Source organism: Dyadobacter sp. CY351 (genome assembly GCF_021502625.1).
Classification (GTDB): Bacteria; Bacteroidota; Bacteroidia; order Cytophagales; family Spirosomataceae; genus Dyadobacter; species Dyadobacter chenhuakuii.
The window spans coordinates 608,978-632,596 of sequence record NZ_JAKFFU010000004.1 but is presented as its reverse complement, the minus strand read 5'-3'; the positions used below and the strand labels follow the sequence as shown (position 1 = coordinate 632,596).

Here is a 23,619-nt window from a genome sequence, read left to right as displayed (position 1 = left end):
CCGCGCTCAGACTTGTTATTTTTGATCGGCCTCACGGTTTTCCGTCCGGAAAATCATTCGTAGAACCTGGTCGTTAGTTAGGTAGGCCACGATCCAGTTATAGAATGTCTTGATCATATTGTTGTAATTGACCAGGGAAATTAAATGGATGAAAAGCCAGCTTAATAATCCCAGGATACCGCTTAAATGCAGCTTGTGTTTAAACAAGTCAGCCACGGCCATGTTTTTACCAATAATGGCCATATCGCCTCGATCAAAATATCTGAAAGCTTTTGGCTGTTTGCCCTTTGCCATTCTAAGAAGATTCTTAGCCAGGGACGAGCCTTGTTGAATGGCTGGCTGGGCCAACTGTGGATGCCCTGTGGGATAGATTTCGTCAGTGAATTGGATACCTATATCGCCAATGGCAAAAACATCATCATATCCTTTTACGCGGTTGAACTCATCAGTTACCATCCGGTTTCCTCTACCCAAACGATCTGGCGGGATTCCTTCAAAAGCAATCGCCACCACCCCCGCTGCCCATATCATTGTTTTGGCATCAATGGTTGTCCCGTCGGATAAACTTACCAAATCATTTTCAAAGCTGCTCACCTGCACATTGAGCTTGATGTGGACACCCAATTTCCTTAGAGCGTTGTATGCAGCATGATGCGTCTTATCACTCATTGGGGCTAATAAAACCGGCAGACCGTCGATAATATGGATGGCTACCTCGCTTTCATCAAGTTCGGGGTAATCCTTTTTCAACATGTATTGCTTCATCTCGGCCAGCATTCCAGCGAGCTCTACGCCTGTTGGCCCGCCTCCGGCAATGACGATCGTCAGTAATTTCCGACGCTCATTTTCATCCTTTTCCAGCGAAGCTTTTTCCAGGACTTTTATCAATTCGTTACGCATATAAAGCGCATCATCAATTCCCTTTAACGAAAATGCGTTTTTACGAACAGTTTCATTTCGAAAAAAATTAGTGCTGGTACCAGCCGCAAAAACAAGTAAATCATAGTCCAGTGTTTGGCCATCACTAAGAATTAATTTCTTTTCAGATGTATCGACGCTTTCCAGCGCAGCCATTCTGAAATGGATGCCTTTATTTCTAAATATTTTCCGGAATGGATAACTGATGCTTGATGGTTCCAAAAAGCTAGTGGCAACCTGATAAAGCAATGGGGTGAAATAATTGTAGTTATTCTTGTCGACCACCGTCACCTCATAGAAACTGTTATTAAACAGCTGCTTGGCAAAGTTAAGACCGCCAAACCCACCGCCTATAACGACAACATGCTTTTTTGCTTTCATTGCCTTGTACATTTAACGTATTAGAGCAGACATTCTGCTGCAATTAAATTCCGGATCTCTGCTGCCGCATTTCTTGCGGAAAGAGCATGTGCATCTCTCTCAAACATCTCCCCATTCAATGCCACTTCGCGGATGTCGGTAATGCCTAGAACGTTAAAAACCCGACGCAGATAAGGCGCCTGAAAATTGATATGTTCATTATATCCTCCTGGCTCGTATCCTTCTGCGCCTCTTGAGAATAACAGAAAAACAATTTTGTTTTTGAGCAGCCCTATGTATGGATCAAGCCTGTTTTCGTGGTTCAAAGCCCAGGTCTCATTCATCCGGAGTACCTGGTCGATATAGGCCTTTAAGGAACTGGTAATAGACCAATTATACATCGGAGCCCCTAAAACGATGACATCTGCCGATTTCAATTCGCAAATCAATTCCGTACTGATTTTGAGTGCTTCCAATTCTTCATCGTTACGTTGCGATTCTGGCTTGTATGCAGCAGCAATCCACGTTTCGGTTACATGCGGGATGTTGCTGGATGCCAGGTCGCGAAAAGTAATCGGGCTATCGGAATATGCCTCCTTCCAGGTGTTGGCAAAGACTTCTGTCAGTTTCCGGCTATGTGATCTGACTGTGCGAGGACTTGAATTGATGACAAGTAAGTTTTTCATGCTCTTTTTTTTATCAAAATTATCGGTATAAATTTTTGTATTTCTTAAAGTAGATGAAGAAAGGAGTCGAATATCAGAATCTTGTCCAGGCATTTTTACCTTCATGTTCCAACTGTTTGTAAAGGGTTCCTACATAGATTAAATCCAGCAGGAATGTGGCCCCGATGATGATATTCATTAAATCCGCCTTTCCTTTATGAAGATCAAATAAATAATAGATCCCAACGGTAAGCCCTGTTCCGATGCATTTGAAAACACCAATCGTAAGCGATTGTCCCTCAGAGCTTCTTCGCTGCCATATCATCAATAGGAAGCAGATCGAAATAACCAGGTTCTGAATGTAAGCAATGAATATGGCCCCCTGGAAAATATCACCTCTGAAATACGGAACAAACTGCCCTAAAAACGGCCCGCCGGTGAGCATGATCCCTAATGCAAGCACAAATGCAAAAATCGAATAACTGATCCATTGCGATTTTGACATGCCATAATACTGCCTAAAATATTTGTAGCCATATCTAAAATAAGTGTAGATGATTCCAATATCACAAACCATCCAAATAGCATTGATAATGGTTCCCGCAAGGCCTGTCGCAGCTGGTGGGTAGATCAATGAAAAGACAGCTTCCCAGGCAAAATTTAATGCCAGTGGCACCAGCGGCATTCCATAAGATTTGTCTTTGATGCCTCTATATACGAGTGCAAAATAAACGATTGTCCATGCAACCCCGCTAGCGCCGGTAGCCATCAACTCGGTATTCATACCTTTCTTGCAAAGTGGTTGCATGCTAGCACATAGCCGTTATTCAGGTAAAGCCTGTGGGCATCATGAAGGTCATAACCACTATCCAGATGAATGGTTTTAATGCCAGCGTGAGCTGCCATTCCAACAACATAATTCAGTAGTTTTCCGGCAAATCCTCCCCCACGATAAGCAGGATCTGTGTATAGGTCGTCTACATAAATCATATTACCATGAAGTAGCATGTGCATTGAACGGTATCCTATAAACGCGGCAGCTTTTGTATTATCATGGTTGGGTAAGTATGCTAGTTTGTAGGATTCATTGGTGATCATATGCATGATCAAATCCTGGTATGTGGCTTCCTCCAGCTCGGTTCTAAATGCAAAGATGATGTCTTTACAAAAATGGATCTGCTCCCTTGTCTGTGCTACTACTATTTCCATCGATAAACTAATTACGTGATACAATATGTAAATTGTTGATACAAAAATATCCTTGGCATAGGGCTACCAAAGGAACCAGATGTATATATTGAGATGGTCCAGTTAATTTTTCCGGCTACTCCCGAATACAAAGCCTAATCGACAACATTGCTTTTGCCGGGCATACATACAGAAAAGCGATTGTAAGTATTACGGGTGATATTATATTCTTGCCTGAGATGCTCTCACCCCGGGACCAGCTTCAAGCATTTCTGAAAGCGTCTTTAACCTCATTGCGTTAAATGGGGCCTATTTTGTTAATGTGCATCCAGTAAAATTTAGCTCGGGTGAGTTGCCCAGCAAGGTTTTTTTGCAAACACAGAGTGAAATCGCTGCCAATGGCCGAAAGCCTGGCCACATGTATCCGCACTGCCCTTTTGCCGGAAACAAGACAGTTTATTCACTTTATAATATCTCGCAAAATAGCAAGTGCCTGCTCGATCCGATCTTCTGACAACGAGGCAAAGCCAAACCTGAGACTATTCAGATTAGTAATATGACCTTCAAAGTAAGCGCTGCCTTGCAAGTGCAAATTTTGGGCAGAAGCTTTTATTAGTATCTGTGCAAGTGGGTATCGTTCATCGAAGCGAAGCCAAAGCGCCATTCCTCCCTGCGGCTTTTCAAAATAAATAGATTCCGCAAACGTATCAGTAATCAGTTTTGAAGCATTTTCAAGCCGGTCTGCGTAGATTTTTTTGCTGCGCTTGATGTGCCTGCCTAGCTCTCCATTTTCTATAAGATTTGCCAGTGCAGATTCCATCATAAAGTCGCCGCGAATGTCAATGAGTCTTTTGAAGCGTATTAATTGGTGGATAAAATGCTTTTCGGCCACAATATATCCAATCCGGAATGAGGGGCCAAGCAGTTTAGTATAAGACCCGATGTACATGATTCGTCCGCCGTGATCGGTGCTTGCAAGAGGAAGTATGGGACTATTTCGGTAATGAAAATCGTAGTCATAATCGTCTTCTATCGTCCAGAGCTCGTATTGTTTGATAAGATTGAGCAGTTGTATCCTTCTTGCACTGCTCATTGTTACAGTCGTAGGATGATGATGGTGTGGAATCACATACAGCATTCTAAACCGTCTTGCTTTTAATAGATCTTCAAGCTGGTCAACATCCATCCCTTCCTGGTCCACAGCAACCCGGTGGATTACTGCTCCTAGTTTTTGAAAAATAAGGTCGGCCATAAAGTAATTCGGATCACTTACCACGATGTTATCTCCCGGCCGAATCAGCAATGCCGCCGCCATATAGATCGCCATTTGTGCCCCGCGCGTTATGATTAAGTGCTCACTTGTAATGTTTAAGCCTCTGGAGCGGTTCAGGAAGGTGCTGGTAGCTGATTTCAAATGCGGCACTCCACCCTGGTCTATTTGTGATGAAATCTGGTGATACTGCTCAGATCGAAGCAGCTGTCTGTATTGCTGCAAGAAGGAGTCATGAGGGCTCAATGCTGGGTCAGGGAAACCGTCATCAATGGTAATAGCCCCATTTCCCGGCTCACTGACCCAACCTGGACGAACCAAAGCTGGCAGCTGCAATAAATCCTCCGTAAAATCTACTGACTTTGAGAAATTGCTCTTGGGCTTATACGTCCGGGGTTTGACTACTGGAAGATCCGGTACGACCCGAAACCCTTTTTGTGGTAGGGACTCCACCCAACCCTGAGCGGCAAGTTCATCATAAGCATTGATGACTGTTTTGCGGTGAAGCTGTATTAACCGGGCCATCTCCCGTGTTCCAGGTAAGAATGTACCCGGAATAATCTTGCCATCACGGATCAGATTGATCAATCCATTAGCTAGCTGGATGTAGACGGCAGGGTGGCCGGTACGGTCAAATTTGATTAGGGTTTTGAATGGAAGCATGCTCATAGGAGTCTTTGCGCCAGCGGTTGTTACTGGCACAAAGATCATACATCAAATCGAAAGAACCGACGGGCCAAACTCTTCGTAATGGATTTGTTGCGCATTTACTCCTTTTAAGCGCAAATATTCGACATGGGTTTTGATAAAAATGGACGGGCCGCAAATGTAGTAGTCAGCATCATCTGAAAATATATTTTTAATCTTGCACAGGTCTACATAGCCCTCAAAAGTATCAACATCTACTTCATGTTCAAGTTTATCGTAGAATGTATGAACGTTCATTTCTTTGGTTAGCGATTTTATTTGATGCACCCGGTCCCGGAAAGCATGAACATCATAACCGCGGCATCCGTGGATCCAGGTAATAGGCCGATGCTGCCCTTCCCGCGCAATCATATCATCGAGCATGCTCATAAAAGGCGTAATTCCCACTCCTCCGCTAATAAAAACAACCGGATTAGTTTCATGTGCTTTTAGTACAAAATTTCCCGACGGCGCGCCAACCTCGATCACTGCGCCTTCCTGAATTTCACGATGCAGCAGATTGCTCACATAACCCGCCGGCCGCTGTTGGCTGCCATGCTCTTTTTTTACAGAAATGCGGTAATATTGACCGTTTGGCGCGCAGGAAATGCTGTACTGGCGCGGCTGAAAGATGTTGAGCTCAGGAACGAAAAGCCTTACTGTAATGTATTGCCCCGGCTGAAAACCAGCGAGTTCTCCCCCATCTGCCGGATGCAGGTAAAAAGAGGTAATTTCCTGGGATTCCGCCACCTTTTGCTTCACAACAAACGGCCGCCAGCCACTCCATCCCCCATTTTGAGTTGCTGATGCATACATATCGGCTTCAACACCGGCCATAATCTGAGCTAAATTATTATAAGCAATCGTCCACGCTCCTATCAGTTCGGGAGTGGCCAGCGAACCCAGCACTTCTTCAATAGATGCCAGCAAATGTTTGCCGACAATGGCATACTGCTCAGGCCGCACATCCAGGCTCACGTGTTTGCTGCCGATCCGCTGCAGCGCATGAGCAAGCACCGAAGGATCGTCGATATGCTCGGCATAGGCCAGCACAGCCATCGCCAGCGCTGTGGGCTGCGCCCCAGTCTGCTGATTTGCCTGGTTGAAAACATTCCGCAACTCCGGGTTTTTACTAAGCATCCGGTTATAAAAATAGGTCGTCAATGCTACCCCATTTGCTCTTAGAATCGGCACAGTGCCTTTTACTAGTGACTTTTGCTGTTCCGTTATCATAATAAATATATAAATACCTTTTTATCTTTTTTGTAAAAGTATACCAGGATTTTTAGAAGACAATAATATCTTTTATTATTTTTTATTAAAAATTGATGTGCAGCTACATAATAACAGGCTTCAACTTAAAAGGACTCGAGTAACCATTTAGTAAGCCAGTTATCGATCGACATTGCCCCACCACCATTCACAAAAACGATCACTAGGATGGAAAGTAGTAGCACAAAATATTCGATACCCTCACCACTCTTCTTTCCGGTCCAATTAATGGCCCAGCCATCGGGTAAATGAACGATCAAAGCTCCCATAAAAATAATAATATTGCCAAGAGCAGCTAATCTACTAAAGCAACCCAATAACAAGGCTATACTTCCAAAAGATTGACCAACGAGGATCAACAAACCTATGAACTTTGGTATATTTTTTCGCTTGATATTCATTAACGATTCACGAACCCCAACACCCCCTCCAAGATCTGGAAACCATCCAAATAGTTTTTGCATTCCATAAGGAAATATTATAATTCCAGCTATCAATCTTATAAAAGTGGAAGTATAATCGTAATCTGTTTGTAGTATTCTTATTAGTATTTCCATGGATTAAAATGGCATCTGTATCATGGCAGTACAATGACTAACCAAGGCATGCCCTAACTATTTTAGGGGCCTGCGCACACTGCTAGGCTATCTGCTTTACCGCATGCGCAGCAACCCACTTGCCGAAAGCCGTCATGAAATCTCTCAAAAAGTCTTCTGTAGAATCATTTGTGAGAATGCCGTTATCGTCAAACATGCCTGTTGCGAATCCTATATATGCTTCTGGCTGCGCCATTGTGGGCACATTCACAAAGAACAATGACTGGCGCAGGTGATGGTTTGCCCCAAAACCGCCGATGGCTCCGATGGAGACACTTATTACGGCAGCAGGTTTTCCGTCCCATGAATTCTGCCCATACGGACGGGAGCCTACATCAATGGCATTTTTCAATACGCCTGGTATGGAGCGGTTATATTCAGGTGTCAGGAACAGCAGGCCATCAGCGTCGCGGATCTTCTCCCGAAACGACAACCATTCAAGCGGCGGTGTTTCTTCCAGGTCTTCATTAAACATAGGTAGTTCCGCAATGCTCACCAATTCAAGTGAGAGTGGTTCCGGAGCTAGTTTCATTAGGGCTTTCGCTGTTTTTAAGTTGTAGGATTCTTTTCGGAGACTGCCTACAATAACAGCGATTTTATGATTTTCCATCGTCTTGTTTTATGTTCGTTTTAATCTTTATCAAATATTTAATTTTTGTGCTGCTGGAATACTGACACACCATCTAAAAAACCTTAATCTATTGAATATCTGAGTAATAGGTGTAGCCAGTTAGATGTTTCATGCTTTCTATACACCAACTGTGCAAAGATATCCTGCGTAAAAAAATGTTTGACTTACCAGAAAGCAATATGTAGGTAGTCCAGATGATATTAATGAATTTAATTACAGGTGTCATTTCATTATGAGTAAGATCATTGGGGTGGCATACCGACCCTAAAACCAACTGGTCTATCACTTTATCATTTTCTGGTACGTCAAATGAATTTTGGTGTTGAATAACTTTACATTGAAGTGAATATGAAAAGAATATAAATTATGGAATGGTTTTTCAAAACATTTAGAAGTTCTATTGGAAAAAAAGTTTTGGTAGCGATGACAGGTTTCTTTTTAATCAGTTTTTTGATCGTCCATGCGGGAATTAATGCGCTCATTTTTTACAATGATGGAGGAGAGACATTTAATGAGGCAGCTCATTTTATGGGAACTAACCCTATAATTAGGACGATTGAGATTGTCTTGGTAATTGGAATACTTTTACATATCATTCAGTCTCTTCTACTTTGGCGTTCCAATAAGGGCGCACGTCCAATAGGCTATGCTATGCTAAAGTCAACACTGGAAGTCACTTGGTACAGCAAGAGCATGACTTTACTAGGAACGTTGATATTGATGTTCTTAATAGTTCATACCTCTAACTTTTGGATACCGAATCGTACACATCAGCTGTTACATGGTGAAGAGTTGCCATTGTATCTGATGATGTTGGAAAAATTCAGTAATCCAATTGAGGTTATTATTTATCTGCTTGGAATATTCTCCTTGTTTTGGCACCTATTGCATGGCTTCTCCAGTGCTTTCCAGAGCCTCGGTTTAAATCACCGGAAGTATAATCCCCTAATAAGATACTCAGGGAGGGTATTTTCTTTTATTATTTGTCTAACATTTGCTATGATGCCCATCTCCATCTTTTTGAAATGGATAAAATAACCCACTATGTAAGCTACGGGCCGAATACCTAACTTAGGATGGCATTTTCTCCAAGGAGTCTGACGATGCATCAACCTTCAAAGCAGGTTTTGGCGCTATCACGCCCTGCTCGCAGGCTAATGAAGTTTGCTTTGTGGTGCAAGGCGTAGCTGCCAGGGTTAATGACCTTATGAGGATCCAACAGCCATTGATGGCATCTCGCATTAGACAGCCAAATATGACGAACAATGCAAACAGATCCCGACCGAAACGCAGTATGTTTTTCAAAAGTGCACATCTGAACGCTTCTAAAATACCCGGCCAGGCAATTACATTTTAACCTGGTAGCTTAGCCAGTTTTTTGAATTAAAAACATTGTTTGGTATTCAGCATGCAACGATTTGTGCAAATAAGCTAGGCCTATTACAAGTTCAATCTAACCACCGTTTCTGCATAGGGTCATAAACGACTAATGGTAGAGAGAGCTATGAACATTCACTAACTGCCGGCCATGCAAAACTTGAACAAATATATACTTCTTATAAGAGGAAGCTTTTCTAATTTCTAGACAGATCTAGGTAAGCACTGTTATTTTACCCATCTTACATGTAGTATTCCCCACAACCGAGATCCATCATGTTATTGTTGGGTCGAAATCTCTACTCATCCTGGAATGGTTCCTAAGGTTTGGCCGTTCTATGCAGTATCTCGTATAGAATCAGAAAGTTGTTTTGTGTCTCAACGGATACTTTCACGATGTTGAAAGGGCTGGCTCAGCATAGGGAACCTGCTAACGCCATACCCGCTGGTTAATTTGCGCATATTTATATCTAAAAAGCGTAGCAGTTCCGGCATTTGATAGGAGTTAATAATCAATTTAGCATCTATTGTTAGAATTTTATGGACAGCATTAATAAGGCGGAACTTATGTTAAATTTGCTTCCTGGCCGCAGCCCTAATTGTAACAATTCATGCTCTTTGCGTGATTCGTAAGTCTATTTCAAATCTTGTACTTAAATACCATTCACCTTTATTTTTGACTCTTTCACGCTCTACCATTGACCAGTGGCTCCCTTCGGGGAACAGAATTAGCTTTTCTTAGGGTTTCTTCGATAAGTGTTTGATAATCTTTCACAACTTCAACGAGCAGGTTTTTCCGTTTGAACCAAAATAGTCAGCTACCAAAACCAAAATGCGATGAAGGCTTTATATGATCAATTGTCGGTCTGTTGCAGCAAAAAAACCACGCAGCTGTACAGCACTTCTTTCTCGCTAGGGATCCACTTTTTACAACCTAAATTTCACGCCCCAATTTACAGCATCTACGGGTTTGTCCGCCTAGCCGACGAGATTGTCGATAGCTTTCACGGCTATAACAAGCACGGTTTAATGGCCAAAATCAGGGAGGATACCGCCGAAGCGATTGCTGCCGGCATCAGTATCAATCCAATTTTAAACAGCTTTCAACACGTTGTAAACCAGTATGGCATTGAGTGGTCATTGATTGATACATTTCTCAAAAGTATGGAAATGGACCTCGGTCAGAAGCAGCATAGTCCAGATAGTTTCAAGGAATATGTACTCGGCTCAGCCGAAGTGGTTGGCTTAATGTGCCTGCGTGTATTCACAGAAGGCGACGCAGCGCAATATGAAGACCTAAGGTATTATGCTATGAAACTGGGCGCCGCATTTCAGAAAGTCAATTTTTTGCGTGATTTAAAAGCTGATTATCAAGACCTGGGTCGTAGTTATTTCCCAGGCATCAATTTTACACTTTTTACAAGTACGGACAAAGATATTATCCAACAACAGATCCGACAGGATTTTGAGCAGGCATTGATTGGTATAAAACGACTGCCTGCATCGTCCAGGCGTGGTGTATATTTGGCATATTATTACTATCAAAAACTTTTCCTTCGAATCAGTCAGACGCCGGCCGAAAAAGTAATGGATGCCAGGATCAGGATCCCTAACCACAATAAGATCGGGCTCATGCTGCGCTCATTGTTAAGACATCAATTGAACATGCTATGATTCTCAAACCCTACTCTCCCATGAGTATAACCTACACGTACTTCTTTCGTACATTTATACGCTTCCAACAAATCAAAAATCATTCATAAAAATACATCTTCAAAAATGCCATCGGCAATTATTATTGGTTCAGGTATAGCTGGCATTGCTACTGCATTGCATTTGCGTGCTGCAGGCGTTGAAGTGGATGTTTTTGAGAGCAACGATTATCCCGGTGGCAAGCTGCATGCTTTCGAAATAAACGGCTTCCGTTTTGATGCAGGGCCTTCGCTCTTCACCATGCCACAACTTATTACCGAGCTTTTCGAACTGTTTGGTGAACAACCATCTGATTTTTTTCAGTATCACCGCATGAAGTCGGTTTGCAACTATTTTTGGGAAGATGGCATCCACTTTACTGTTGATGCCGATCGTGAAGTTTTTGCAAAAGAGGCAGCAGCCAAATTTGGTATTGAAGCCGCAACGATATTATCTTATTTGAAAAACGGCCAGAAGAAATATGAGCTTACCGCTTCTTTATTCATCGAGAAATCGTTGCATAAAATGCGCACTTATCTTTCTGTGGATACACTTAAGGCCTTGGCTCACCTATCCGAAATGAATTTGGGCACTAGTCTGGATGCTCTTAATGAAGCAGCCATCGGTGAGCCGCATCTGGTTCAGTTATTTAACCGCTATGCTACTTATAACGGCTCATCACCGTATCTCACACCGGGTATCATGAGTATGATTCCACATCTTGAACTTTACCTGGGCGCTTATTATCCAAAGGGTGGTATGCACAATATCACTACCAGTCTGTATCAACTGGCACTTCGACAAGGCATCCGATTTCATTTTAATCAAAAAATAGAACAAATACTGGTTGAGAAGAATAAGGCAGTCGGGGTTAAAACGGCAGGCAAAGAGCATTTTGCAAATTGCATTGTCTCAAACATGGACATATTTTCTACCTACAAAAAACTGTTGCCATCACAACCGCACCCTGAGCGCACGCTCAGGCAGGAGCGATCAAGTTCTGCAGTGATATTTTATTGGGGCATTCGCGGTACGTTTGATCAATTGGACTTGCACAACATATTTTTCAGCAGCGATTATCCGCAGGAATTTGCGCATTTGTTCGAACATCAAACGCTTTTCAATGATCCTACCGTTTATATCAACATTAGCAGTAAAGAAACTTCGGGTGACGCACCTTCGGGATGCGAAAATTGGTTTGTGATGATTAATGCCCCGGGAGATTATGGTCAAAACTGGGAGGCATTGGTGGTGCAGGCGCGCCAAAATATCATCAGCAAATTAAACCGCCTGCTCGGCACGGACATTACAGAGCTTATCATGGCAGAAGATGTGCTAACCCCCCCGCTAATTGAAAGACGAACGAGCAGTTACCGTGGCGCATTGTATGGTGCTGCAAGCAATTCTAAACTTGCGGCCTTCCTTAGACACCCCAATTTTTCAAACAAAATAAAACAACTTTATTTTTGCGGAGGATCCGTTCACCCCGGTGGCGGTATTCCTTTGTGCATGCATTCTGCAAAGATTACTTCAAAGCTCATCATTTCAGCTTTATGAATAATGAACTATCATTTTCGGCTGTAAAAAGCAACACGTCTATATTTGCGATATGGCTGGTAACCATTTCAGGCATGATAGGCATATGGCTGGGTTATGGCGCTTGGTTTTTGCCAAAAACGCCATTCAACCTGCTGCTTGGCGTGGCACTTTTGTACTGGAATTTTCCGCTTAAAAACGTTTGGCCAGGCATCTTAATCTGGTCACTTGTTTACATAATCGGTATGGGCGTTGAAATGATTGGTGTAAACACCGGCTTGGTTTTTGGAGACTATTGGTACGGTGAAAATATGGGGCCTAAATTGGCTAACGTTCCCTTGCTGATTGGCATCAACTGGGTGGTGCTTACTTTTATAACAGCCACTATCGCAAAGCGTTTTATTGGTAACCCATGGATGGCGCCTGTTTGCGGAGCTGCGCTAATGGTTGCGCTCGATTTTTTTATTGAACCCGTGGCTTCGGTATTCGATTACTGGCATTGGAATGTAGGTTATGCACCGCTGCGCAACTACATAGACTGGTTTGTAGTTTCATTGGTATTGCAGGTGCTTGTAAAAAATTATGTACCTCAGGCAAAGTATCCGCTGCCGTTACATCACTTTGCTTCTCAGGTTCTATTTTTCGTGTTCTTCTATTTGATAAGTAAGTAATAAAGGCGCCCAATTTTAATTGCTACACACAGAGCGAGTCTGGGCATTCAGCAAAGCGTCAATGGTTTAAATAGGGAGCCAAAACATTTTCACTACCCCAGGTTCCTATTGAGCGGTAAGGCTGAAAACGCGCAAATAACTCTTCTTTATACCAATCTATTTTTCGGGTTTTTCGGATGGCCTCCTGATGTTCAGGGCTATTGTAGGCATAGTTTTTCAAGGCGTCTATATTCTCCCATATGCTGAAAGTGGCCATCTGAACCAGCGGTGCCTCGCCAACTCCTTTGGTATAAATCAGCCCTTCACAACCTTGCACAATGGGTTGCTGGGATGTAGGAACATAGTCCCAAAATCTGATCAGTTTACTAGCCTTAATGGTTGCACGCGTAATTACTGCAATGAGCGGGTTGTCATCATCCAAATCTGTTGAGGGAGTAAATGGATTACGTCCTGACCAAAGGCCCTTGGCTTGTATGGGTTTCATGTAGATGGTCCACTGCTCACTGCTGTGCGCCTGGTATCGCTTAAAAATTTCAGTATCGTTAAAAAAATGATCAGCGCTTTGCTCATTGTCCCAAATACCCAACATAGCATACACACCCCAGTCAGGCAATGGGCTAAAACCCGGCTCGCGACCGCTGCCCATGAGTTTGTAAAATTGCAACCCTGGCGTTTTGCTGATATAAGCATGTGCAAACTGCATTTGCCCGAAAGCCCACATTTTAGCTTGTGAATTTTGAAACCGAAATAAAGTAAGTGAAGTGATGGAACTCATTAGAAATGATAAAGTAGCCAATCAAGAAATCGATTCCATTTGCATTAGGACGGAAAATATTTGACGACGTGAATGTACCGAGAGAATTTTATGAAATCAAAAACTGTCATATATGTGGTCCTGACTTTTAAGCTGATAGCATTTCCTCGAAAATAACTAATTGTATTACACTGAAATAGCCTCACAATAATTCAGTAAGCGAGTTCACCGCATTAATCAAGTTTTGAAGCTGAATAAGAGGCGAAAGGGGAAACGGCGATTACCTGATCGGGTCAAGAAACCTTTGGTTCAGCCGGAGCAGGTAAACGAAGTTTGGAGCGTCGATTATTAACCACTCAGAGCCTTGCCCGAAATGTTTGAAGCCTAAATATTAAACGTCTCCGAAACTTCTGAACTTTCAGATCATTATACAATAACTGCCGACTTCAAACATTAGAATGATGGATGTTCAGCAGTTACACTTTAAGGTGGTGCTATTTTTAATTACTTTACCAAAAAGTGTTAAATCAGCTTCAATTCAAGCAAATTTACTCGGAGATAACGTCTTAGGAGAAGTTCAGAAATACGACCGACTTTTTAGACTAACCCAGCCGTTACATAGTGATGCTGACTAATATGGGCGACACGCCGATCCCTGGTTTGCTTCCGGAAATGGAGCAGATTTTGGAAAAAGCGTGTGCGGAAAATGTGTCTGCTAAGACTGAATGTTCTTTTCGATAAGCTCACGCAAACGCTGGTCATTTTGATCACCCCACTCGCCGATTGCGCCAATGACGGGGATCAGTGATTTACCAAAATCAGTAAGATAATACTCGACTTTTGGCGGGACTACGGGATAAATGATTTTCCCGACCAGCTCATGATTTTCGAGTTCCTTTAATTGCACATTCAACACCCGGCGGGATGCATCAGGGATTTTCCGTTGCAGCTCGCTGGGGCGTTGAAAACCTTGGTGAATGAACCACAAAAGCCGTATTTTCCATTTGCCATAAAGCACCTCACCGATCAGGTCGAGCCCGCAATTCAGGTTGGGCATTGTCTTTCTTTCGTACATGCTGCAAATATAAACATATGCCTTGGGAGGTTCAATAGGGATAAATTTATCCCTATCTGAATCGTAAGTCCGTACTTGTCAGGGCGTAGCATAGTGCTGAAATTTGTCCTACACAAATCGATAACGACATGGACTTCAATTTTGAAAACGAACTAAAAGATAAAATTGCCCTGGTAACCGGCGGCAGCAAAGGAGCCGGAAAAGCAATCGCCGATCGTCTGTTACAAGCAGGTGCAACGGTGATCATTACAGCCAGAAACAGGCCGGAAGAAGAAAATAATACCCTGCATTTCATAGCAGCCGATTTAAGCAAACCGGAAGGAACGCAGAAAGTGGTGGACGAAGTCATTGAAAAATTCGGCCGACTGGACATTCTGATCAACAATATGGGAGGCTCGGAAACGCCTGCGGGTGGATTTGCGGTGCTTTCTGATGAAGACTGGGAATCCTCTTTTCAAACCAATCTGCTGGCGCCTGTGCGGCTGGATCGAGGATTTTTGCCAGGAATGATCAACCGGCACGAAGGCGTCATTATCCACATAGCATCCATTCAGGCGAAACTTCCTTTGTACGACTCCACATTGCCTTATGCGGCAGCAAAAGCCGCTTTGGTCAATTACAGCAAAAGTTTGTCTAATGAAGTAGCACCGAAAGGTGTGCGCGTGCTGACCGTTTCGCCCGGCTGGATTATGACCACGGCTTCGGTCAGAATGATGGAGCGGATCGCCGAAAGTTCGGGCGTAACCACCGAGCACGCTGAGAAAAGCGTCATGGACGCATTAGGAGGCATTCCGTTTGGCAGACCGGCGTGGCCACATGAAGTTGCCGAACTGGTCGGCTTCCTGGTTTCTACGAGAGCCACTTACCTTACAGGCACCGAATATGTGATCGATGGCGGCACCATTCCCACATTATAATCCCTTTTTTTATCAAGATTTCATTCAATACAAAACCAATTTTAAATCAACATAAACATTCAAAATCATGAAACTTCCAGAAAACATCCAAGGCTTTATCAAAGCACAAAACAACCAAGACAGCACAGCATTTGCCAATTACTTCACAGAACACGCAACCGTTTCCGACGAAGGTTCGTCCTATTCGGGTAGGGAGGAAATTGAAGGGTGGATCGAGGAAGCGACAGAGAAGTATAATATGCAGCTGACACCCATTGATTTTAGTCAAACCGGCTCAAAAGGAAAACTGACTCTGGAAGTAAGCGGCACATTTCCGGGTAGTCCACTTGTGATGAATTACCATCTTGAATTGGATGGTAATTCTATTAGTTCGTTGAAGATTACAGATTAATTCAGAAAACACTTATGATCAGAAAAATGCGGTTAGCATACAAAGTTGTAGCTTTAATAATGCTGTTTTTGCCAACATGGTCCTTTGCACAAAGTGGAGATACACTAGGTAAATCTGAACCTTACGAACGTGTAAAAATTGCCCCCGAAAGTGTTTTCAAAATGTTTCGTGAAGATGGGATGAAGCCAGTTAACCACGCGCTGACGACAGTAGAAAAGGACAAAGTGCGTAATGCTTTTGCACATTTGCCGCCTCTGCACCAGCGCATTTTGAAACAGCATTTGCAAAGCATCAGCTTCATGGACAATATGCCCAACACGGCATTGACCTCATTACTTGAATCTGGCAGCGGGCCGAAAATGTTCAACATTACATTCCGCGCCGGGCTGCTGGATGAGACCATTTCGGAATGGGCGACATGGAAGGAAAATACATGCTTCAAATTAGAAGGTCAGGGATGTTATAAAGTACGTGTGGAAGGCGGCAAGATGGATGCGCTCCTTTATGTGCTGCTGCACGAGGCTACGCACGTGGTAGACGCGGTAACGGAGGTAACGCCTTATTCTGCCGAAAAAGATTCCATTGTTACGCCGACGCCTTATACCAAAAATGTGTGGCGCATGGTGACCGTGCCCGAAGATCCATACATTGATTCGCTGCTGGAACAGACACGTTTCCGAAGCGGTAAAGCTATGCCGATCAATCTGGCACCGGATGTTTATCGCAAGCTCGCCAAAACCCCTTTCCCTTCATTATATGGAATGGCGGCGTGGTCCGAGGATCTTGCCGAACTCGTGTCGGTTTACCACATGACCAGCAAGTTGAATCAGCCGTTTCATGTGGTTGTGACCAAAGACAATATAGAGGTGGAAAGGTTTGAGCCAATGAAAAATGCGCTGATCAGGCAGCGATTGGATCAACTTTCCAGTTTTTACAAGCCATAATTTCGCCTTTCGGGAAAAATGTACAAGGCGCGTGGCTTTTTATCCATTCCTTCGGGCTGATTAAGCTGCCACCTTTGCAATGTCAAAACGATATGACACTCAGCTAACGGTTAGCAGATTAACTCAAAATTTCAAACTTACTACTCAGATGAAAACCATTGCCTTGACTATCGCATTCCTTTTCACTTTTATCCAAAGCCAATCTCTATTTGCACAAACACGCAAGCCCGCCTCACTGGGAAGAGAAGAATACATTGAAGTGGAGAAAAATGTAAAACTCCACGTGATTGACCTCGGCGAAGGCCAGCCCGTCGTGCTCATTCACGGATGGCCGTTGAACAATGAGATGTACGAATATCAATACCAATATTTGGTTGAAAAAGGGTTCAGGGTGATCGGGATTTCACTCCGCGGCTTCGGAAAATCGGACAGGCCTTATGGAAAATACGACTTCGATACTTTCTCCGACGACATTAAAGTGGTTTTGGAAAAACTGAAAATCCAGAACGCAACCTTAGGCGGATTTTCAATGGGCAGTGCCGTGGTACTTCACTACGTAACCAAATATAATGGTGCCCATATCAATAAGTTAGCCGTATTCGGTGCAACTGGTCCATCATGGAAACATCGTGAAGGCCATCCTTACGGCATCACTGAGCAGGGCGCAACAGATTTGATCCAACAGACTAAAACGAACCGCGAACAATTGGTGGCAGGCTTTGGAAAAGCATTTGAAGGACAAGAAGGCGGACTTACGCCGGAATCCATCAAATGGTTGGAAAGCATCAACTTAAATGCATCACCTTACGCAACTACGCAGGCTATCAGCGCATTGGGTGACCTGGATCTTCGTCCGGTGCTTGGAAAAATCAAAATGCCGGTTGCGATATTCCACGGTGTGAATGACAAATTGTGTGACTATGCTCAGGCTGAACAGCTTAACAAAGCCATCAAAGGTTCTTACATCGTGAAATTTGAAAAAGGCGGACACGGATTGTTCTTGGAAGAAATGGATAAATTCAACTTTGAGCTTGAAAAATTCGCTAGAAACTGATTAGACAAACCTCACCTGTGAAGCCAATGACGGCTTCATAGGTTTTTTCTCTATTTTGAAACAAAAACCTCAGCATTCACAAGCGTATATAGTGAAACAATGTATGTTTTTTTTTAAGTGAAAAACTGAACGCTTCCGTAGATTGTGTAAACATCCGTTTGAATTTTTACACACCGCAAGGCGGTTACAAAGTCGCATACTTTATTTCTGTGTCCCCTCCTGTTTTTTTTCTAACAGTAAACCGGATTATGTACCCTCTTTCCATTACATGATCTGACTCTCCGCATAAAAAGACTGTCTTCATTCGAATTTATGGGCATGACACTGATGATTGCTGCAGTAGGACAGATCATGATTGTTAGATTTAACGATGTCTATTATGAACACGAAGAGCCTTTTTTTACCAATTAAGTATTTACTTTTTCTGTTATCTGTGTCTGTGGTACTTTTTGGATGTAACCAAGACAAAGAATCCAATATTGCACGGATAATTGTTGATCTCAAGGATACAACATCTAGAATTGAAGGTATGAAGGTCTATTTGGGAAATAAGGATTCCGGAATGCTAGTCGATAGTGCAATTGTAGAGAAGGGGAAATTCACCTTATCAGTAGCTGTTGACACCAATTTCATTCCATTCCGAGCAAACATCTTATATCTCTCGCCCGATACGATGAATCCCTATCGGTATTTAGGTTTTAACAATCCCTTTTTCAAAAAGACCTATGAAATGGCAGTCTATACCGAACCTGGAACGACACAATTTACTCCTTTACAAAGCTTTAAAAGCAAAAATCCAGAAGAAATTGTGTTAGAGTTAGATCATGTTAATTCGCAAACCGAAGCTGCATTTTACCATGGAAACTTTGTGACGGGAAAGACAGATGCCAATATTAAGCAAAATGCTGATCTTGTTTTAAAATATCCGAAGTCCATCTATTTGCTTAACACACTTAACGTGAGTAAAGGGGATTTAGACGAAAAGCAACTTGCAAGGTTATTATCTGGGTTTGACAAATCGCTAGCGAACTCGTCAGTATATAAAAATATACAAAATTTTCTATCGTATAATAACGATACCGGAAGCCAATTCCCGGCCGATCTAAAACTGAAACGGCCTGATCAAAAGATCATTTCTTCAATACTTAACCAGGATAATAAATTCAAATTAGTCGTATTCTGGGCGAGCTGGTGTTTACCCTGCCGAAAAGAAATACCTCAGATAAAGTCATTACAAGCAAACTACGGCAATAGCCTTAGCATTTACAGCATTTCAATTGACAAAGATGAAGCACATTGGCAAAATGCTTTAAAAAAAGAAAGTATGCCTTGGCAACAGTACCTATTAAATGATACCGAAAGCTTTACAAAGCTCAATAAAAAATATCAACTGGAAGCAATTCCTGTATGGGCATTATTTGGCCCTGATAACCAACTAATAGAAAAACGGGTTGGATATACTACAGGTGAGGGGTCGATTGAAAATGCGGTCGCTGCTAAGCTAAGAATGTAAAAGGCGATTTTTCAACCAAAACCTCTCTTTCTCTACTGCTCCTGCTTGGGTTTAATTTTCAGCTGCTAAGAATTTCGCCAAAAAGCCAAAGACCACCTTGTTCTGTGTTACAGCATTTGGCCCCATCTCTCCCCTATGATACACATGTCAACCGTTCTGGTTGTGATACGTGGAAATTGTCAAATATACCCGACGCTTAAAGAGGCTAGGTGAAAGCTAACCTACCCTGAAAGTGTTACATGAAAACTATTTAAAAAGCCGGAGCGGGGGGTATCGATCCATGGAAATTCATCAAAGAAAACCATTGTTCTATCTTTCATGACCAAGGGATGGAGCAGTTGTTTAAGCATCTCAAAAGCTTTTAACCAACTTTCAGGTTTTGCTATTGGTAATCCGCCAACGGCATTGGTTAATGACATACTGAAGTTTTCCAGTTGCTGGCTTAGGTTCGCACGGTGTATGCCCGAAAACTCGAAAAATATTTTTTTGCTGAAACCGTTCCTGATCAGAAATGTTTTTCCAACCCGTCGTCGTCCAAATATCGCAACCAGTTCTGCTTCTGCTGATCTTTCAATCTTTGTACAAAAGAGACTTTCCTTCGGTCCGTCCGATCACTTGTTCCATTATTTTGACTTATATATATATCACTCTACTTTTGGCGCAATATATCATTTTATAACACGCCAAAACAAGGGTTTCGTAATCAGTTTTGGCGTGTTATAATTTGGAAGTATACTTTAAAGGACCTTATTTACTGTTTTTTTGTAATTTTCATTGCATTAATAACCCGCTCACTTCATCGGTTTACAGAATTATTGCAAGGGTATTTCAGTGTAATATAGTGGTGATTATGAATCGAATAGCCATCCATAAAATTTTTCTTTGAGATATGATGATGGACGTCGTTTTCGTACCGCAGCAGCGGCCGCCTTGAATGTATTGGATGATTATAATCGTCAGGCACCGGGGATAGATATTGACTTTTCCTACCTGCAAGGCGGGTTGTCCGGCTTCTGGAACAGGCAATCGAAACAGATGGCAAACCGACCGCGGGGCGGACCGCACAGAATGCGTACATCGAACGATTTAATGGCACTTTTTGGTCGCGAAGTTCTCAACGTTTATTTATTTAAAATTTGCCACAGGTTCGAGAAGTGGTTGGCCACTGGATTAACGATTACAATACGCAAAGACCACATCAAGAACTTGGTTTTTTAACACCAGATGAGTTTAAACAAACGGGATAGGCTCTATTCAACAATTGATCACCAAAGAGGGAATAACACAATGGCAAGAACAATTGGGAAGCGGCAACATCAGCTCGATAACCTAGATCAACTGCTATCAAATAACTTGTTGACCTTTTAAAAACCTACATGTAATATTCGATTTAACCGATATTGTTCACCCAATGCCACTCTTGCTAGTCCTCGATAGGACTATCCCAAAATTCTTGAATATGACATTCGTGCAATCTGAATAATTCCAAGGGGTAAAATTCCCCCTATCATTATCAATCCGAAAGATTGCATGTCGAGCGTATGCAGGGAAAGTACTTGTTTTAGAAATGGAATAAAATAGGTGCTCAGCAGGATCAGAATGCACAAACCTTGTGCCTGCCAGATGAACTTGTTGCGCGTAATTTCATTGTAAAAAAAACTGCCTTTACTAGAATAAAGATTAAACACGTGCAGTAACTGCGCCAATGACAATGTATAAAAAGTTACCGTATTGCCCTCCATCTGGCTCAATCCCAGCTGACTGGTTCCATACCAGAAAACACCAAGGACACAGACAGTTATCACCAGTGCATAATAAACAATCCTGCGCCAGTCTTTCATTTCAAGGACGGGCTTCTTGGGATCTCTTGGTGGCGAATGCATGAGTTTGTGATTTTCTTTTCCAACACCGAGGGCAAGCGCAGGAAACACGTCGGTGATGATGTTGATAAATAGGATTTGCAGTGGCAGCAATGGGTTACCGACGCCCAGAAAGCCTGCAAAGGTTACTACGAAAATCTCGCTCATGTTACAGGAAAGCAGGAAAACGATGAATTTGCGAATGTTCTCAAAGATAACCCTGCCCTGCCCGATTGCCCTGACAATGGAGCTGAAAGAATCGTCTTTCAAGATCATATCGGCCGCTTCTGCGGCTACGGCCGTACCACGCAGTCCCATCGCAATGCCAATATCTGATTTCTTCAATGCTGGCGCATCGTTTACACCGTCACCAGTCATGCCGACAATGTCTCCACGTTTTTGGTAAAAATCAATCATGTCCAGTTTCTGGGCCGGATTGACCCGCGCAAAAACCTGGCATCTCAGGATTTTATCCCGATCTGTTTCGGATGAAAAATCAAATGCTTGAAGGTCTTTCCCGGTCAAAACAAGTTGTTCCCCGGGCCCGACCAGCTCGACCTGTCTGGCAATGTTCAATGAAGTAGCAGGATGATCCCCTGTTACCATAATCACTTTGATACCGGCATTACCGCAGGCCTGTAGGGCTGGCGTAACTTCTGTAAGCGGCGGGTCCAAAAAGCCGATTAGCCCCAGGTATGTGAGCTTTTCTTCTCTTGTAAAATCCTCAGAAGGTATTTGCCCTGATTCGCGGTAAGCAAAGGCAAGTGTACGAAGTCCCTGGGCTGCCATAAGTTCCGAAATTGCAAGCTCCTCTTGTCTTTTACTATCGCTTTCCCAATGGCAAAGCTCACATACTTCCTCGACGGCCCCTTTCACAGAAACATAGTATGTCCCCTCCGACTCGTGCAGTGTCCCCATAATGCGCGTGTCCGAACTGAACGCCTCTTCTGCCTTTCTGATGTATTTCGAACCAAAAGCTTGCAGATCAATGCCCGCACCCTCAGCGAAACGCAGCAGCGCAATTTCCACCGGATCCCCAATCTGCTTACTATCCGACTCCACCGAATTCAGCTGCGCATTGTTAGCCAGCACCCCTACCCGTGCCAGCAGTTCAAATTCCTTTGAGCTGGAAAGGTTTAAATCCTCGCCAGCCAGTTCCATCTCTTCCCTTCCATTTTTTCCTGGGCGCAGGGTTACCAACAAATCACCTGCCGGAAAATGTAACTGACGTACTTCGATCTTGTTCTGGGTCAATGTGCCGGTTTTATCTGTAAAAATCACATTAGTCCCGCCAAGCGTTTCCACCGCCGAAAGTCGTTTTACGATCACTTTCTTTTCAGCCAGCCTGAGCATCCCGTAGGCAAGTGCGACGGTTGCCACCACCGACATTCCTTCCGGTATCGCGGCAATAGCCAGCGCAACCGCAGTTTCTATTAGCTGCTTTGTCTGCTCTCCTCGCAGCAAGCCTACTACCAAAAACAGCATCGCCAAACCAATCGTGATCCAGATCAGTACTTTGGCCAGCGAATCGAGTTTAGCTTCAAGCGGTGTCGCAGTGCGTTTGGCCTGGTGCACCATGGTGGCGATTTTGCCCAATTCGGTCGCCTGACCAATGCCGGTAACGATGGCTTTGGCATTCCCGCTAGTTACAGCTGTACCTTTAAACAACCGGTTGTGCTGGTCGCCTAGTGGCGCATCCGCAGCGGAGGGTTCAACACGTTTTGCCGATGGGAGCGATTCGCCGGTTAAGGCAGATTCATCTACTTCAAGTTGGTTGGACTGTACGATATTCGCATCCGCTGGTACAAGATCCCCGGCTTCCAGAACCAGTACATCGCCTTCGGTGACGTTTTCAGAATGTATCTCCATGATTTGCCCGTCCCTTTGAACCCGGGCCGGCGTCGTATCCAGCTTGCGAAGCGCTTCCATGGATTCGCGAGCGTTGTATTCGAGTATGAATCCGGTTGCCGCATTGATGAAAATAACCGCCATGACGGCAAAGCCTTCAACGGTGTCCCCCATTAAAAATGACACGATCGTGGCTGCTGCCAGTATCCACACTATAAGGCTGTTGATTTGCCGGAGCAGTATCGTCCATAAGCTCTCAGGCTTCTCGCGACTCAGCTCATTGAGTCCCAGACGCTGATTCCTGGATTCGGCTTCGGCACTGGAAAGACCCTTTGTAATGTCCGTTTGAAGGGTTTGGGCCAATTGCTGCGGACTGACTTCTTGAAAGGTTTTGGTCATAT

Annotated in this window: 22 protein-coding genes and 1 pseudogene; 11 read left to right on the top strand and 12 right to left on the bottom strand. The window is 43.4% G+C overall.

Translation table 11 applies throughout. The annotated features are described in order from the left end of the window. Positions 1-15: 15 nt before the first annotated feature. The 8 genes from L0660_RS11905 to L0660_RS11870 form a co-directional block, all read right to left on the bottom strand. Positions 16-1,299, bottom strand: coding sequence for an NAD(P)/FAD-dependent oxidoreductase (locus L0660_RS11905; RefSeq protein WP_235159652.1), 1,284 nt, complete (start codon positions 1,297-1,299; stop codon positions 16-18). A gap of 20 nt (positions 1,300-1,319) precedes the next feature. Next, the gene (locus L0660_RS11900) at positions 1,320-1,964 is read right to left on the bottom strand and encodes an FMN-dependent NADH-azoreductase (protein ID WP_235159651.1); all 645 of its coding nucleotides are present in this window, start codon (positions 1,962-1,964) and stop codon (positions 1,320-1,322) included. A 73-nt stretch (positions 1,965-2,037) separates the two neighbouring features. After that, positions 2,038-2,727, bottom strand: coding sequence for a hypothetical protein (locus L0660_RS11895; protein ID WP_235159650.1), 690 nt, complete (start codon positions 2,725-2,727; stop codon positions 2,038-2,040). Continuing rightward, on the bottom strand, positions 2,724-3,152 hold the full coding sequence (locus L0660_RS11890) for a GNAT family N-acetyltransferase (RefSeq protein ID WP_235159649.1): 429 nt from the start codon (positions 3,150-3,152) through the stop codon (positions 2,724-2,726). Before L0660_RS11890 ends, L0660_RS11895 begins: the two co-directional genes overlap by 4 nt. A 439-nt stretch (positions 3,153-3,591) precedes the next feature. Further along, positions 3,592-5,064, bottom strand: a complete 1,473-nt coding sequence (locus L0660_RS11885; RefSeq protein WP_235159648.1) for a PLP-dependent aminotransferase family protein — start codon at positions 5,062-5,064, stop codon at positions 3,592-3,594. 51 nt (positions 5,065-5,115) lie between these two features. After that, complete coding sequence (gene hmpA / locus L0660_RS11880; RefSeq protein WP_235159647.1) at positions 5,116-6,321, bottom strand: NO-inducible flavohemoprotein; 1,206 nt, start codon at positions 6,319-6,321, stop codon at positions 5,116-5,118. A gap of 125 nt (positions 6,322-6,446) precedes the next feature. After that, positions 6,447-6,917, bottom strand: a complete 471-nt coding sequence (locus L0660_RS11875; RefSeq protein ID WP_235159646.1) for a DoxX family protein — start codon at positions 6,915-6,917, stop codon at positions 6,447-6,449. An 82-nt stretch (positions 6,918-6,999) separates the two neighbouring features. Continuing rightward, entirely contained in the window at positions 7,000-7,566 is a 567-nt protein-coding gene (locus L0660_RS11870; RefSeq protein ID WP_235159645.1) for an NADPH-dependent FMN reductase, read from the bottom strand. A 387-nt stretch (positions 7,567-7,953) separates the two neighbouring features. On the opposite strand from L0660_RS11870, the gene L0660_RS11865 reads away from it, so the two are divergent. The 4 genes from L0660_RS11865 to L0660_RS11850 all read left to right on the top strand — a co-directional run bounded on the left by L0660_RS11865 (position 7,954) and on the right by L0660_RS11850 (position 12,863). Then, positions 7,954-8,625: a succinate dehydrogenase cytochrome b subunit gene (locus L0660_RS11865; protein ID WP_235159644.1), complete on the top strand. Its 672-nt coding sequence runs from the start codon at positions 7,954-7,956 to the stop codon at positions 8,623-8,625. Positions 8,626-9,801: 1,176 nt separating this feature from the next. Then, positions 9,802-10,638, top strand: coding sequence for a phytoene/squalene synthase family protein (locus L0660_RS11860; protein ID WP_235159643.1), 837 nt, complete (start codon positions 9,802-9,804; stop codon positions 10,636-10,638). Between the two features lie 105 nt (positions 10,639-10,743). Continuing rightward, positions 10,744-12,213 carry a 1-hydroxycarotenoid 3,4-desaturase CrtD gene (crtD, locus tag L0660_RS11855; RefSeq protein WP_235159642.1) on the top strand — a complete coding sequence of 490 codons (1,470 nt, stop codon included), beginning with the start codon at positions 10,744-10,746 and terminating at the stop codon, positions 12,211-12,213. After that, positions 12,210-12,863: a carotenoid biosynthesis protein gene (locus L0660_RS11850; protein ID WP_235159641.1), complete on the top strand. Its 654-nt coding sequence runs from the start codon at positions 12,210-12,212 to the stop codon at positions 12,861-12,863. Before crtD ends, L0660_RS11850 begins: the two co-directional genes overlap by 4 nt. A 58-nt stretch (positions 12,864-12,921) precedes the next feature. Here the strand turns inward: L0660_RS11850 and L0660_RS11845 are convergent, their stop codons facing one another. Beyond that, positions 12,922-13,638, bottom strand: a complete 717-nt coding sequence (locus L0660_RS11845) for a spheroidene monooxygenase (RefSeq protein ID WP_235159640.1) — start codon at positions 13,636-13,638, stop codon at positions 12,922-12,924. 193 nt (positions 13,639-13,831) lie between these two features. Between L0660_RS11845 and L0660_RS11840 the strand changes: the two are divergent. Next, positions 13,832-13,966: pseudogene (locus tag L0660_RS11840) on the top strand (IS3 family transposase); the annotation flags it as partial. 366 nt (positions 13,967-14,332) lie between these two features. On the opposite strand, the gene L0660_RS11835 reads toward L0660_RS11840, so the two are convergent. Next, positions 14,333-14,692 carry a helix-turn-helix domain-containing protein gene (locus L0660_RS11835; RefSeq protein ID WP_233793555.1) on the bottom strand — a complete coding sequence of 120 codons (360 nt, stop codon included), beginning with the start codon at positions 14,690-14,692 and terminating at the stop codon, positions 14,333-14,335. Between the two features lie 128 nt (positions 14,693-14,820). On the opposite strand from L0660_RS11835, the gene L0660_RS11830 reads away from it, so the two are divergent. From L0660_RS11830 to L0660_RS11810, 5 genes are all read left to right on the top strand, one after another. After that, entirely contained in the window at positions 14,821-15,609 is a 789-nt protein-coding gene (locus tag L0660_RS11830; protein ID WP_235159639.1) for an SDR family oxidoreductase, read from the top strand. 67 nt (positions 15,610-15,676) lie between these two features. Next, positions 15,677-16,000 carry a nuclear transport factor 2 family protein gene (locus L0660_RS11825; RefSeq protein ID WP_235159638.1) on the top strand — a complete coding sequence of 108 codons (324 nt, stop codon included), beginning with the start codon at positions 15,677-15,679 and terminating at the stop codon, positions 15,998-16,000. Positions 16,001-16,059: 59 nt separating this feature from the next. Next, positions 16,060-16,944: a hypothetical protein gene (locus L0660_RS11820; RefSeq protein WP_235159734.1), complete on the top strand. Its 885-nt coding sequence runs from the start codon at positions 16,060-16,062 to the stop codon at positions 16,942-16,944. A 148-nt stretch (positions 16,945-17,092) separates the two neighbouring features. Further along, on the top strand, positions 17,093-17,998 hold the full coding sequence (locus L0660_RS11815; RefSeq protein ID WP_235159637.1) for an alpha/beta fold hydrolase: 906 nt from the start codon (positions 17,093-17,095) through the stop codon (positions 17,996-17,998). Positions 17,999-18,377: 379 nt separating this feature from the next. Further along, entirely contained in the window at positions 18,378-19,511 is a 1,134-nt protein-coding gene (locus L0660_RS11810) for a TlpA disulfide reductase family protein (RefSeq protein ID WP_235159636.1), read from the top strand. Between the two features lie 221 nt (positions 19,512-19,732). Here L0660_RS11810 and L0660_RS11805 read toward each other — a convergent pair whose 3' ends face one another. Further along, the gene (locus L0660_RS11805) at positions 19,733-19,930 is read right to left on the bottom strand and encodes a hypothetical protein (RefSeq protein WP_235159635.1); all 198 of its coding nucleotides are present in this window, start codon (positions 19,928-19,930) and stop codon (positions 19,733-19,735) included. A gap of 717 nt (positions 19,931-20,647) precedes the next feature. On the opposite strand from L0660_RS11805, the gene L0660_RS26345 reads away from it, so the two are divergent. Continuing rightward, on the top strand, positions 20,648-20,758 hold the full coding sequence (locus tag L0660_RS26345) for an integrase core domain-containing protein (RefSeq protein WP_409013391.1): 111 nt from the start codon (positions 20,648-20,650) through the stop codon (positions 20,756-20,758). A 192-nt stretch (positions 20,759-20,950) separates the two neighbouring features. On the opposite strand, the gene L0660_RS11800 is transcribed toward L0660_RS26345, so the two are convergent. Continuing rightward, complete coding sequence (locus L0660_RS11800) at positions 20,951-23,617, bottom strand: cation-transporting P-type ATPase (protein WP_235159634.1); 2,667 nt, start codon at positions 23,615-23,617, stop codon at positions 20,951-20,953. Positions 23,618-23,619 lie beyond the last annotated feature (2 nt).